The 14,573-nt window shown below is 57.7% G+C and carries 6 protein-coding genes and 1 pseudogene; 3 read left to right on the top strand and 4 right to left on the bottom strand.

What is annotated here, in order from left to right:
• Positions 1-10: 10 nt before the first annotated feature.
• Together treS and glgB are read left to right on the top strand one after the other, a co-directional pair.
• Positions 11-3,337, top strand: coding sequence for a maltose alpha-D-glucosyltransferase (treS, locus tag POR16_RS11845; protein WP_005892898.1), 3,327 nt, complete (start codon positions 11-13; stop codon positions 3,335-3,337).
• The gene (gene glgB, locus POR16_RS11850; protein ID WP_005892897.1) at positions 3,334-5,559 is read left to right on the top strand and encodes a 1,4-alpha-glucan branching protein GlgB; all 2,226 of its coding nucleotides are present in this window, start codon (positions 3,334-3,336) and stop codon (positions 5,557-5,559) included. The genes treS and glgB overlap by 4 nt, the downstream gene beginning before the upstream one ends.
• Positions 5,560-5,597: 38 nt before the next feature.
• On the opposite strand, the pseudogene POR16_RS11855 reads toward glgB, so the two are convergent.
• Together POR16_RS11855 and POR16_RS11860 are read right to left on the bottom strand one after the other, a co-directional pair.
• Positions 5,598-8,259 (bottom strand): annotated as a pseudogene (locus POR16_RS11855) (autotransporter family protein).
• A gap of 241 nt (positions 8,260-8,500) precedes the next feature.
• The gene (locus tag POR16_RS11860; protein WP_005892892.1) at positions 8,501-9,703 is read right to left on the bottom strand and encodes an MFS transporter; all 1,203 of its coding nucleotides are present in this window, start codon (positions 9,701-9,703) and stop codon (positions 8,501-8,503) included.
• A 186-nt stretch (positions 9,704-9,889) separates the two neighbouring features.
• Here POR16_RS11860 and POR16_RS11865 point away from each other — a divergent pair, with 186 nt between their 5' ends.
• Positions 9,890-11,023, top strand: coding sequence for a lactonase family protein (locus POR16_RS11865; protein ID WP_005892891.1), 1,134 nt, complete (start codon positions 9,890-9,892; stop codon positions 11,021-11,023).
• Between the two features lie 65 nt (positions 11,024-11,088).
• Here POR16_RS11865 and POR16_RS11870 read toward each other — a convergent pair whose 3' ends face one another.
• Together POR16_RS11870 and POR16_RS11875 are read right to left on the bottom strand one after the other, a co-directional pair.
• Complete coding sequence (locus POR16_RS11870; RefSeq protein WP_005892888.1) at positions 11,089-12,678, bottom strand: ABC-F family ATPase; 1,590 nt, start codon at positions 12,676-12,678, stop codon at positions 11,089-11,091.
• A gap of 326 nt (positions 12,679-13,004) precedes the next feature.
• Positions 13,005-13,847, bottom strand: a complete 843-nt coding sequence (locus tag POR16_RS11875; protein WP_042932524.1) for an LPS biosynthesis protein — start codon at positions 13,845-13,847, stop codon at positions 13,005-13,007.
• Positions 13,848-14,573: the final 726 nt, after the last annotated feature.

Raw genomic sequence — 14,573 nt, forward strand, 5'->3', positions numbered from 1 at the left:
GGAGTCAGCAATGGCTAAGAAACCCGGTGAAGCGACATTTATCAAAGACCCGCTCTGGTACAAGGATGCGGTGATTTATCAGGTCCATGTGAAATCGTTTTTCGATGCCAATAACGACGGCATTGGCGATTTTGCAGGCCTGATTGAAAAGCTTGATTACATCGCTGCTCTAGGCGTCAACACGATCTGGCTTTTGCCGTTCTATCCGTCGCCGCGCCGGGATGATGGCTACGACATTTCCGAATACCGGGACGTCCACGACGACTACGGCACGATGGCCGACGCCAAGCGCTTTATTGCCCAGGCGCACAAGCGTGGCCTGCGGGTGATCAGCGAACTGGTCATCAATCACACGTCGGACCAGCACCCCTGGTTTCAGAAAGCCCGCAATGCCAAGCCTGGCTCCAAGGCGCGGGACTTCTACGTCTGGTCAGATACCGATCAGAAATACGACGGTACGCGGATCATCTTTCTGGACACCGAAACCTCGAACTGGACCTGGGATCCGGTGGCGGGGCAGTATTTCTGGCACCGTTTCTACTCCCATCAGCCGGACCTCAACTTCGACAACCCGCACGTCCTGGAAGCGGTACTTGAAGTCATGCGCTTCTGGCTGGACCTGGGCATCGACGGTCTGCGGCTGGATGCCATCCCGTATCTGATCGAGCGTGATGGCACCAACAATGAGAACCTGCCGGAGACCCATCAGGTGCTCAAACGCATTCGTGCCGAGATCGACGCGAACTATCCGGACCGCATGCTGCTGGCCGAGGCGAATCAGTGGCCGGAAGACACGCAACTGTATTTCGGCGACAGCAAAGGGCCGGACGGTGACGAATGTCACATGGCGTTTCACTTCCCCTTGATGCCGCGTATGTATATGGCATTGGCGCAGGAAGACCGCTTTCCGATCACCGACATCTTGCGCCAGACGCCGGAGATTCCGGAAAACTGCCAATGGGCGATTTTCCTGCGTAACCACGATGAGCTGACCCTCGAAATGGTCACTGACCGTGAACGGGATTACCTGTGGAATTATTACGCCGCCGATCGCCGCGCGCGTATCAACCTGGGCATTCGCCGCCGACTGGCGCCACTCGTTGATCGTGACCGCCGTCGCGTCGAATTGCTCAATAGCATGCTGCTGTCGATGCCGGGTACACCAACCCTGTACTACGGCGATGAGATCGGCATGGGCGACAACATTTACCTGGGCGACCGGGACGGTGTGCGCACGCCGATGCAATGGTCCATCGACCGCAATGGCGGGTTCTCGCGTGCCGATCCGGCCAGCCTTGTGCTGCCGCCGATCATGGACCCGATGTATGGCTTTCAGTCAGTCAACGTCGAGAGTCAGGAGCGCGACCCGCATTCGCTGCTGAACTGGAACCGGCGCATGCTGGCTGTGCGCAAGCAGCAGAAGGCGTTTGGCCGCGGCACGCTGAAAATGCTCTCGCCGTCGAATCGGCGAATTCTTGCCTATACCCGCGAATACACCGCTCCCGATGGTCACAACGAGATCGTGTTGTGTGTCGCCAACATGTCCAGCGCTGCGCAAGCGGCCGAGCTGGAACTGTCTGCTTACGCTGGCACGGTTCCGGTAGAGATGCTCGGCGGCAGTGCGTTTCCGCCTATCGGTCAGTTGAGCTATCTACTCACGCTCCCACCGTATGGTTTTTATTGGTTTCTATTGGCCCCGGAGAATCAAATGCCCAGTTGGCACATTGAACCCGCGCAAAGCATGCCGGACTTTCCGACCCTGGTGCTTAAAAAGCATCTTGAAGAATTGCTCGACGAGCCGCTGCGCGGCACCATGGAAAACACCTCGCTCGCTAATTACTTGCCCAAACGCCGCTGGTTCGGTGGCAAGGACAAGCCCATCGAGCAGGTCAAGATCGCCTACGCAGTACGCTTTGGCGACGAAGCTCATCCGGTTTTGCTCAGCGAGATCGAGGTTACGGCAGATGGCCAGACCGAGCGTTATCAGTTGCCATTCGGTCTGTTGGCCGAAGACGACATCAGTAGCGCACTGCCGCAACAGCTGGCGCTCGCCAGGGTTCGCCGCAACCGCGATGTCGGCCTGATCACCGATGGCTTCACGCTGGAAACCTTCATTCGTGCAGTCATTCAAGGCATGCAGTCGGACACCGTGATTCCGTGTGCCGATGGTGAGCTGCGTTTTGAACAAAGTTCGCAGCTGGCACCGTTGGGTCTGAACAACGAGTCGGAAGTTCGCTATCTGTCCGCCGAGCAGTCCAACAGTTCGGTGGTGGTAGGCAGCAGCCTGGTACTCAAGCTGATCCGCAAGGTCAGTGCCGGGACGCACCCTGAGCTGGAGATGGGCGCCTTTCTTACTCAGGCCGGTTTCAAGAATATTTCGCCACTGCTGGGATCGCTGGTGCGCGTCGGTAACGACGGCAAGCCGAATCTTTTGATGATTGCTCAAGGCTATCTGAGCAATCAGGGCGATGCTTGGGAATGGACGCAGAACAACCTCGAACGTGCGGTCCGCGACGAGCTGGCGCATGGCGTGTCTGGCCAGGAACAGCATTACAACGCCCTGCTGGAGCTCGCGGACTTTTCACGCAGCCTGGGCCAGCGCCTGGGTGAAATGCACCAGATCCTCGCCGCGCCTACTGATAACCCGGACTTTGCCGTTGAAGTCACCAGCGCACCGGACAGCAAGACCTCTGGTGCCAGCGTAAACGCTCAGCTTGAGCGCGCGTTGCAGTTGCTCGAGCAGCGCAAGGGCGATCTGGAAAAACACGATCAGCAGCTGGTCAGTGATTTGCTGGCGCATCGCAAGCAGATTCGTCAGCGTATCGACACCCTTGCCAAACGCTCTGCCGGCGGCCTGCGTATCCGCGTACATGGTGACCTGCACCTGGGGCAGGTACTGGTGGTCAAGGGCGATGCCTACCTGATCGATTTCGAAGGGGAGCCGGCTCGTGCGCTTGAAGAGCGTCGCGCCAAGCACAGCCCTTTCAAGGATGTGAGTGGGGTGCTTCGCTCCTTCGACTATGCGGCGGCGATGGCCGTACGCAGTGCGCAAAGTGTCGACACATCGCCGGAAGCGGCAGCGGCGCGCAAGCGTGTCGCCGAAACTTACCTGTCGCAGGCCCGCGCCGCCTTCATCGAAGGCTATCGCTCGGCAACCACCGAGATGGCCCATGCCTGGAAGGATGCAAAAGGGGAGGACGCTGCACTGGAACTGTTCACCCTGGAAAAAGCCGCTTATGAAGTGATCTACGAAGCCGAGAATCGCCCAGCGTGGCTGGCCGTTCCCTTGCAAGGCTTGCGTGGGTTGCTGCAACCGTCTGATGGAGAGCCAATATGAATGCGCCTGAAAAAACCGCCAAGGGTCGCCGCGCGATCCCCGCTGCCGTAGATCTGGATGCGCTGATCCGTGCTGAACATCGTGACCCGTTTTCGATCCTGGGTCCGCATGGCGATGGTGAAAGCGGTCAGTTTGTCCGAGCCTATCTGCCCGGCGCCCTGAGCGCACGCCTGCTGGCAAGGGATGACGGTAGAGAACTTGGCGAAATGGAGATGAGCGAGGTCCCGGGTTTTTTTGTGGGCCATCTCGAGCAGCCGCAGCCTTACCTGCTGAAAATAAATTGGGCCGGCGGTGAGCAAATCACCGAAGACCCTTACAGCTTCGCCCCGTTGTTGGGCGAAATGGACCTGTACCTGTTTGCCGAAGGCAATCACCGTGATCTGAGCAGCTGCTTGGGTGCGCAAGTGACCACGGTTGATGGCGTCGCCGGTGTGCGTTTTGCCGTCTGGGCGCCAAACGCGCGCCGTGTGTCTGTGGTCGGCAGCTTCAACAGCTGGGACGGCCGACGTCACCCAATGCGTCTGCGGCATCCCACTGGGGTATGGGAGATATTTGTCCCGCGCCTGCAGCCGGGAGAGGTTTACAAATATGAAATCCTGGGTGCCCACGGAATTTTGCCGCTCAAGAGCGACCCGATGGCACTCGCTACCACGCTGCCGCCTGACACTGCGTCGAAAATTTCCGCGCCGTTGCAGTTCGAGTGGCATGACGATGAATGGCTGAAATCGCGCGAGGGACGCCACGCAGTCACGGCGCCGATGTCGATCTACGAGCTGCATGCCGGCTCCTGGCGCATGGAGCAGAACGAAGAAGGTCAATGGCGTCAGTTCAATTGGCGCGAGCTCGCGGACCGATTGATCCCTTACGTCAAGGAACTCGGTTTTACCCATATCGAGCTGATGCCGATCATGGAGCACCCGTTTGGTGGCTCGTGGGGCTACCAGTTACTGGCCCAGTTCGCGCCGACGGCACGCTACGGTTCACCTGAAGACTTCGCAGCATTTGTAAATGCCTGCCACCAGGCAGAAATCGGCGTCATCCTCGACTGGGTGCCTGCGCACTTTCCGACCGATACGCACGGGTTGGCGCAGTTCGATGGCACTGCTCTGTATGAGTACGTGGACCCCAAGGAAGGCTTCCACCAGGACTGGAACACGCTGATTTACAACCTGGGCCGTACTGAGGTTCATGGCTTCATGCTGGCCTCGGCACTGCACTGGCTCAAGCATTACCACATCGACGGCCTGCGGGTGGATGCCGTGGCTTCGATGTTGTATCGCGACTATTCGCGCAAGGCTGGCGAGTGGGTGCCGAATCGGCATGGCGGCCGCGAAAACCTTGAAGCGATCGATTTTCTGCGTCACCTCAATGACGTTGTTGCGCTGGAAGCACCGGGCACGATGGTCATTGCCGAAGAGTCCACTGCATGGCCCGGTGTCAGCAAGCCTACCCAGGAAGGCGGTCTCGGGTTCAATTACAAGTGGAACATGGGCTGGATGAACGATTCGCTTCGCTACATGGAGCAGGACCCGATTCACCGTGAGCACCACCACGGCGAATTGACGTTCAGCCTGGTGTACGCCTATTCGGAACGTTTCGTGCTGCCGATCTCGCACGATGAAGTCGTTCATGGCAAGCATTCGCTGATCGACAAGATGCCTGGCGACCATTGGCAGAAGTTCGCCAATCTGCGTGCGTACTTGTCCTTCATGTGGACTCATCCGGGCAAGAAGCTGCTGTTCATGGGCTGCGAATTCGGTCAATGGCGTGAATGGGACCACGATCGGGAGCTTGACTGGTATTTGCTGCAGTATGCCGAGCATGTCGGCGTCAAACAGCTGGTCACTGACCTGAACAAGCTATACCGCGATGAAAGGGCGCTGCATGAACTCGACTCCGATCCGGCCGGTTTCCAGTGGCTGATCGGTGACGACAAGGCCAATAGCGTATTTGCCTACCTGCGCAAGGGCCGCGAAGGCGACCCGGTTCTGGTGGTGGTCAACATGACACCAGTGCCACGTATGGGCTACCGCGTCGGCGTGCCTGTGCAGGGCGCCTGGACAGAGCTGCTGAACAGCGATTCCGGAACGTACGCAGGCTCCAACTTAGGTAACGGCGGTGAGGTGATCAGCGAAGACGAGCCTGCTCATGGCCTGTCGGCGTCCGTTACTCTGAACTTGCCACCACTTGCTGTGCTGATTCTAAAGCCTGCAAACAACTGAGTAAGGTCGGACCTGGCACGTCCGATCATTCCTCCGCGCTACCACGCCAGCCTGACCCCCAGGCTGGCGTTTATTCCGTTGAACACCTGATTGTCCAGATCACGGTTGTAATCCGCGCTCCAGTACACGCTGGTTTCATTGGCGATTTTGATGACTATTCCTGCGCCCAGGCTGCCCGTCGTTGATCGGTGGGCTGTCCTGACGCGTTGTGTGTGATCGAATATTACCGTGTCATGCCCCCCTTCATTGCGCCAGACATTGACCCGAAGGTAGGGCTCGATGGGCATGCCCGCCATCGCGTATCGGCCCTTGAATCGTACGCCCAGTCGCCCGGTGTTGTAGGGCTGGCTGTCAAAACCCACCCGTGCAATACCGTCGTGCTGATCATCAAGATCAATGCGCTGATGAATGATCTGCGCCTGCGGTTCGGCGATCCATCGCGATGACAGTGCAAGCGGGTAACCGGCTTCCAGGGACAGGCTCAGCGCATGACCATCAGTGTCGATGCGCAGGCCTCGGTCAGAGCGACTGTAGCCGTCCAGGCGCGTGCTCATCACCAGCGCATCGATGTAACCGTTGGCAAGCGTTGAGAGTGTCCAGTAGGCGCCTACGCTGTCGCCACGCAGTTTTATTCGTCCGGTTTGCCGCTTTTGAAAACCACCGGCAAAGCCCCGCACCTCGCCGCCCAGGCGGTTTTGGGCGACGAACAGACCGACCCGCAGGGTCCGCTGTGCATCGAGTGACCAGGCGTACACGTCATGGCCGATCTGATAGCCCTTGAGCGATGCGTCCAGGCCGGGGCTGACCGTGCCTGACCACTGCTGTTTGAAGTCACTGCCAAACACCCGCGCCCAGCCAGCCGGCGCTGCCCCGGATTGTGCCAGCAGGCTCTGATCGCCCTGACGCTCATGGAAGGTGCCCAGCGAAGTCAGCGCCAGCGTCGCTGCGGCGGGCGGGACAATCGCGTAATTGGCGACTTCCGGTCGGTACAGCGGCACAGGGGCCGCGCCGCGAATCGGCTCCGGCAGCGATGGCGTGCCGATTGCCGCTACGGGCAGCGTGGTTGCCGGAAGTTGTGCAGGTGCGAGTATGGGATGAGTGGGTGGCGGTTGTGCCGGGGGCACGGCGGGTTCGGTTGGTAGAGGGGAGGCGGGCATTGTCGGGGGTGATGGTTCCGCTATGGGCGCAGGGTCCGGCCCAGGAACAGATTCGCTCGGTGGCAGCGTTTCGGGCAGAGGCGGTGCAATCACTGCCGAGCGCAGAAACCAGCTGTTTTCGCTGCCCGCCGTAGCGCCACCCTTGAACAGGTAATAGTCATACGCACCAACGGACAGCGAGTTTTGTAACGAAAATGCAGTCGCCTCGCTGGTAGCGCCTCGGGTCGCCTGCACCACCTCTATTCCGTTGCCTTGGGTGAGTGCCCCCAGACCATTGATATTGCTGACCAGCATGCTGGTCGTACCGCCGATGGTGCCCTGTGACACCACCAGTTTATCGCTGGGCGAATTTTCGTCTCCCAGCGTCGACTGCAGCAGTAACCGTCCAGCCCGACCAAAGTAGTTGCCGTTGATGGTAAGGGTATCGGTTACCGAGCTACCGCTGCCGGTCAGGTCAAGCGTCCCGGCGTTGTCGAGAGTCGCACGGGATGCGGTGTTGAACGCGACAATGCTGCCGGATGTTGAACGCAGGGTGCTGGTGGCGTCGATATTCAGGATACCGGTCTGGCTGAGGTCATCGCCGAGAGTCAGTGTTCCGACCATGTCCAGTTGTGACCCGTTGAAGAGATTGACTGTTTCCCAGGCGGGATAACGATTCGGGTGGGAAAGCGTTGTGCTGTCAAACGTCAGAACATCGTCGCCAAGGCCGCCGTCCAGCAGCGGATTGGAGTTGGTCAGGTATTCGCTGAGGTTGTAAAGCCGCGCTGTGTCGTTGCCATCTGCCATCAACACACTGTTGCGCACGTAACCATTGCTCAACCACTCGAAACGGTCATTGCCAAAGCTGGTGCGCACCTCGCCGCGAATTTCCCCACCGCTGAGGGATATCCTGTCATCACCACCGCTGACGCTGACCGCGCCACCGATACTCCCGCCCGACACGATAATCGTGTCCTGACCAAAGCCTGCGACAAGGTTGTTAGTGATGCTGCCGCCCGACAATTCGAATACGTTATTGTCGAGCTTCATGTCCACCCGGCCGATACTGCCTCCGGTCATGACAGCCCGGTCGCCATCCTCGAACGCGCGGATAATCGTGCCCCCGGTCATCAGGAAGGTGTCCAGCCCGTCGCCCTGAGCCAGTGAACCCAACGTGCCACCGGTCATGGTGAAAGTGTCGGGAGAGGCCCTGGCTTATTTCACCGGTGATCTCGCCACTGTAAAACAGAAATGTATCGCCACCTGCGCCCTGATTGACGCTGCCAAAGACCCGACCTGACGCCATCTCTATGCGGTCTGCCTGCGCCCCGTAATTGATATTGCCATTGACGGTCGCTGTGCCGGCCTGTGGAAACACCAGATTATGCGAAGCTGAATTCACGTCGGTATAAGGGCCACTGGTGCCGCTTTCGCACAGCTGAATCGGATTATTGTCAGTTGGGGCGAGATTGCAGGCCCCTTCAGCAGTGTGTGGTATGACCGCCAGAATAAAAGCGGGCAGAACATTGCGGGTATGGCACAGAGGACGACTGCAGAATCTCATGACGGCTCTCCCGGTCGAGCGGACAGAGAGGCCGTTGAAGAAGGGGAAGCGCCGAACTGCCACACATTTGGCCGTCGCATGAATGCGCGCGACGACGGCTTGGCGAGCCTTTTGTCGAGGCTTGCAGCACCAAGTCAAGAAGCTCTTCATCAGGACGTCAAGAACTTGACCGACCGGTGGCGTTATTTCGGTTTTATCTGCTAACTATCGGAACAAAAAGCAAAAATCTTATTCCATAACATCACCCATGCATATCCCCGTAAGGTTGCCGACTGGCTTTGCGGGACAGCCAGAGGGTCAGGCCGAGTGCGCACAACGAAAGCAGCGAGGCATAGAAAAATATCCAGTCATAACCTTGACCCAGGGCGATAGCGCCCATGAGCGGGCCTGCAATTGCCAGTGCCAGGTCGAAGAACACTGCGTAGGCACTCAGTCCTGCGCCGCGACTGGGCGTGGGTACGTTTTTGATGGCTTCTACGCCCAGTGCCGGATAAACCAGCGACAACCCCACACCGGTCAATCCGGCGCCAGCCAGGGCCATGCCGTTGCTCGATGACAGCCAAAGCATCACTAGTCCGCACGTTTCAATAGCCATGCACAAAATGGCTGCGTTGTAGCCGCCAAGCCGATTGATAGCTCCGATAAACAGCAGGCGCGCAAGGATAAAGCACACGCCGAACATGCTCAGGCAGTAGGCGGCTCCTTCCCAGCCTCGGCTCAGGTAAAACAGCGTGATGAACGTGGTCAGCGTGCCATAGCCGATAGAGGACAACGTCAGACCCAGTCCAAAGGGCGCGATTCTGCCGAATACTGACCAGTAGGGCAGCCGCTCGCCAGTTATTATCGGCACTGACGGTTTGTGGCGAATCAGCCACAGTGCCAGACCCGACATGGCTATCAAGGCGACTCCCAGGCTGTTGAAACCCAAAGCCTTTATGACAACCACCCCCAACGGCGCACCAATGGCAATGGCGCCATAGGAAGCAATACCGTTCCATGAGATGGACCGGGCAGTGTGATCCGGGCCGACCTTGCCGATGCACCAACTGATGGTGCCTACCCCGATCAAACCTTGCGACACGCCCAGAAACAGTCGCGCGACGATGAGAATCGACAGGCTGACTGTTGCAAATTCCTGGAGCAGGGTGGCCAGCAGTGTCAGTGCACCGCTGATGCCGATGCCCCACAGCCCGAATACGATCGAACGCTTGCTGCCCAGTGTGTCCGTCGCCCGTCCGGCGAAGGGCCGGCTCAGCAGCGTAGCCAGATACTGCGAAGCGATTGTCAGACCGGCAACCAGCGGGCTGAAGCCCAACTGATCGTGGACATAACCTGGCATTACTGCGATCGGCAGGCCGATGCACAGAAAGGCGATGAAGGTGTAGAAGACGATGGAAACAATCTGCAAAGTGACCGTCATGGAACCGGGTTGCGCGACAGGCATTGGACTCTTCGCTGGCGGCGGTGGGAGTGCTTCATCATGGCTCGCGGAGCCAAAAAATGAAAGCAGGCTAACGTTTTCAGCCAGACCCGGAGGCATCATGATGCAGTTGCTGTTAAACAGAAGTGGTCATAGGATGACTGATCACGCTGTAAACCAAATCACACCAAAACAATAAAAAGGTCCGTCATGAGAAAAACCCTGATGCTGGCTGCAGCGGTCGGTTGTACGTTCGGTTTGCCTGTTCAGGCTTCCACCTTCGCTTACATTTCCAGCCCGGCTGATGGACTGATCTCTCAGTACCGGCTGGACGAGCAAAGCGGGGCACTCAGCCTCGTGGAGCAGACAAAGGCGGGTGACCAGGTCAATCCGATGGCCATCTCGCCTGACGGCAAGGCATTGTTTGCTGCGCTGCGTGCAAAGCCTTATAAGGTGCTGAGCTTCTCCATTGAGCCTGTAACGGGGCATCTGAAAGCGCTGAGTCAGGCACCCTTGGCGGAGAGTCTGGCGTACCTTTCGACTGACCGCAGTGGGCGCTTCCTGTTCGGCGCTTCTTATGGCGCTGACCTGCTCAGTGTTCAGCCTATCGATGCGCAGCATCGTCCGAGCGACAGTATTCAGACCTACAAGACCGGCATGCATGCGCATTCGGTACGCACCGACCCGAGCAATCGCTTCGTCTATGCAGGCAATCTCGGGGTCGATCGCATCCTGCAATATCGGCTTGAGCCCAAGGACGGCAAGCTCGTGCCCATTGGCGAAGGCTTTGTCGCAGTTCCCGAGAATACCGGTCCGCGCCACCTCGCGTTCTCGTCCGACGGCAGATTTCTGTACGTAGTGGGCGAAATGAGCGGCACCGTCACCTCCTTTGCGATAAACCGGAAAACCGGAGCGTTGAAGCAGACCAGCCAGGCAGCCGGCGTTCCAAAGCGCTTGAACCTGGCGCCGGGGCAGGCCCGCGATGCACGCAACAATGATCTCAAGGATGACCCTACGCCGCGCATCTGGGCTGCGGACATACGTTTGGCGCCGAATGGCAAGTGGCTGTTCACCAGTGAGCGGACCACCAGCAGCGTTTCGGTCTTCAAGGTTGATCCTGCCAGTGGCAAGGTGACGTTTGTTGAAAACTATCCGGTCCAGGAACAACAGCCGCGCAATATCGCTGTGTCCCCCAACGGACGCTGGTTGCTGGTCAGTGGCGAAAAAAGCGATAAGGTCGGCAGTTATGCCATTGCCTCGGACGGAGCCTTGCAGCGGGTCAGCGAAGCACCGTCGGGCAAGGGCGCGCTGTGGATCGAGATGCTCAGCCAGCCAGACCAGTAGCCTGGCTGAAAATAAAAAGCCCTGCCAGAAGACAGGGCTTTCGGGGTGTCGCAGGCTGTCAGGGCTTAGAACGATACGCCCTGGCTGCGCAGGTAGTCGTCGTAGGTGCCGCTAAAGTCGGTCACGCCGCTTGGGCTGAGCTCGATGATGCGGGTGGCCAGGGAAGACACGAACTCGCGGTCGTGGCTGACGAAAATCAGCGTGCCCGGGTAGTTCTCCAGCGCCAGGTTCAGCGCTTCGATGGATTCCATGTCCAGGTGGTTGGTGGGTTCATCCATGATCAGTACGTTCGGCTTTTGCAGGATCAGCTTGCCGAACAGCATGCGGCCCTGTTCACCACCGGAAATCACCTTCACCGATTTGAGGATCTCGTCGTTGGAGAACAGCATGCGGCCCAGCGTGCCGCGTACCATTTGCTCACCGCCTTGCGTCCACTGGCCCATCCAGTCGAATAGGGTGCAGTCATCTTCAAAGTCGTGGGCGTGGTCCTGAGCGTAGTAGCCGAGTTCTGCTGCATCGGTCCACTTCACAGTGCCAGCATCTGGAGTCAGCTCACTGACCAGGGTGCGCAGCAGGGTCGTCTTGCCGATGCCGTTCGGGCCGATGATCGCAACACGTTCGCCTGCTTCAACCTGGAAGCTGAAATCCTTGAACAGCGTCTTGCCGTCGAAGCCTTTGGCCATGCGATCAACGATGACCGCCTGGCGGTGCAGCTTTTTGGTCTGCTCAAAACGGATGAACGGGCTGACACGGCTCGAAGGCTTGACCTCGGCCAGCTGGATCTTGTCGATTGCCTTGGCACGAGAAGTGGCCTGCTTGGCTTTCGATGCGTTGGCCGAGAAACGGCTGACGAACGATTGCAGTTCGGAGATCTGCGCCTTCTTCTTGGCGTTGTCCGATAGCAGTTGCTCCCGCGACTGGGTGGCCACCGTCATGTATTCATCGTAGTTGCCCGGGAACAGGCGCAACTCGCCGTAATCCAGGTCAGCCATGTGGGTGCACACGCTGTTCAGGAAGTGACGGTCGTGGGAGATGATGATCATCAGGCTGTTACGCTGGGTCAGGATGTTTTCCAGCCAGCGAATGGTGTTGATGTCCAGGTGGTTGGTCGGTTCGTCGAGCAACAGCACTTCCGGGTCTGAGAACAGTGCCTGAGCCAGCAGTACGCGCAGCTTCCAGCCGGGCGATACTTCGCTCATCGGGCCGTTGTGCTGCTCGATGCCGATACCCAGGCCCAGCAGCAATTCACCGGCACGCGACTCGGCGGTGTAACCGTCCATTTCCGCAAACTCGGTTTCCAGCTCGGCGACGGCCATGCCGTCGTCTTCGCTCATTTCCGGCAGCGAGTAAATACGGTCGCGCTCGGCCTTGACCTTCCACAGCTCTTCGTGACCCATGATGACGGTGTCGAGAACAGTGAATTCTTCGTAGGCGAACTGATCCTGGCGCAGCTTGCCCAGACGCACGTTCGGCTCCAGCATCACCTGACCACCCGAAGGCTCAAGGTCGCCACCGAGGATTTTCATGAAGGTGGATTTACCGCAGCCGTTAGCGCCAATCAGGCCGTAACGGTTACCGGCGCCGAACTTGACCGAGACGTTCTCGAACAAGGGTTTGGGGCCGAACTGCATCGTGATGTTAGCTGTGGAGATCAATTACTTTACCTATCAATAACTTGGGCAATAACTGGAGGAGCGCCGGGGTCAGCAGCGCGTACCGCTTGGGGTACTGGCCGTAGCTGTTCAGCTTGCTCCGCCTGAGCATGAGCTGATCCAACGGGCATACGTCGACAGCAACGTCAGCCTGCCATGACTGCGTTGCCGGGATATGAATGTGGGGGTTCATGCCAGACATTGGCGCGCATTGTCGCATAGGTGTGGCGTCAGGTGTATGGCGGTCTGCGCCTGATATACGGATTCTGCGCAATGTCGATGCCCGCTTGGGCAACGTGTTTCAGCGGCAACGTCGCTGCTGTCTTTAGTTACATCTGTTCGATGTCCATGCCGCTGAGCATGCGCCTGGCTTCATCGATACTCAGTTTCGGGATCATCTCACCGGGCACTCGAGATTGTTCGGACAGGTTGAACACTTGAAAGTCGTCGCACACTACATGCTTTGCCATCAGTTCGAGAGAGGGCAGAATTCTTGATTCGTAGTGTTGATCCAGACCGCACGGTGAGCACTTGTCGCCAGGTCTCTCATAGAAGCGACCAGCAGACTGGTTCAAATCGAAGCCGACCAGAAATACTTTCTCGAAACCAAGGTGACAGGACAACTGTAGCGCCAGGTACATGACTGTACGGGCGTCGAAGAAACCCAATTCAAGGTTCTTGCTGAAACCGATGCCTCTGCTGCGGCTGCTCCACAGCGACAGCTTTCTGACCAATGCCTCTTCTCGTGAACACAGAGCTGCCACTGTCGACACCGGCGGTGACTTCTTCAATGCATAGGCACGTCCGGCGGGTTTTGCGATGCCAGTTCTAAGTTGGTCTTCCCACAGGCCGACGTTTTCACTGGCACGCATGGCTGCGGCAAAAAGCTCGGGTTGTTGATTGGGGAAATCTCTATCGGAGCAAACATAGAAAAACGGTTTGATGCAGGTTCCCGAAAACATCGAGAACGCACCGTTCATGGTAATCATGGGAACGTCCGCAAACTCCTTTATCGGGAAGTCTCTGGCCGAGCTGCCTGACCCGATGAGGAACACCGGGCCCTTGCGGCTGGCTTTGCATTTGCCGAAATCAAGCACGCACGCCGGGGATAGCGCATGATGTTCAACTATTTTCCGGAGGCGCTCGGTTGCATTGAATAATTGACTGGTCATGACTGCCCTGCAAGCACTAGTGGCAAATTAGTTGGGACATTCTGTGCGCGATATTATTAGCTAGTTGCCACTATTTCAATATCAAAGAATTTCAAAAGAGTACCATACTGGAAACACTTGGCTATAGGCGGTGGCGAATTTTCGAGAGCCTGTTATCTCAATCTGCAACTAATGCAGAGGGTGCGTTGCCCATATCGGTGTGCTGATATTGTTTTGATATTATATGTGTTCGGGTTGATACGCTGAGTATTAACTTGGGCTTAGATGCACTAAAACACTGCAGCTATATTTTGCCTGAGGATTATTTCTCTAATGTTGCACTTGATCAGTGCATCAATGCCTGTCGCGGTGTCAATAGTAGTGCGGAGTATCAAGAGAGAGGTTTTCTCAGGTAGCCCGGCATCACCGGGCTGCCTGCTGACGGGGAATAACGCCAGCCGTCAAAAAGGGTATTACCTGGATTTTCGCTCCTGCTTTCTCTTCCTGAACCAGTTTCCCAGTGCATGAAATGGGTGGATGAACATCGCAATCGCTCCAAGCAGAAAGACGATGGAGATAAGAATCAGGCCTAGGCCCTCGTGTGCAAACATCGTGATTGACTCCTGTTGTTCACGTTGCTGGTCCGGTAAAGGCTAGCCGCTGAAACGGTTCATCACATGAAGAATTGTTAAGGAACTTTTTTGCGCACCTTTGAAACTGGGCTCAAATGAAGCGACGTAAACGCAG

This window comes from Pseudomonas coronafaciens pv. oryzae str. 1_6 (genome assembly GCF_000156995.2).
GTDB classification, from domain to species: Bacteria; Pseudomonadota; Gammaproteobacteria; order Pseudomonadales; family Pseudomonadaceae; genus Aquipseudomonas; species Aquipseudomonas tremae.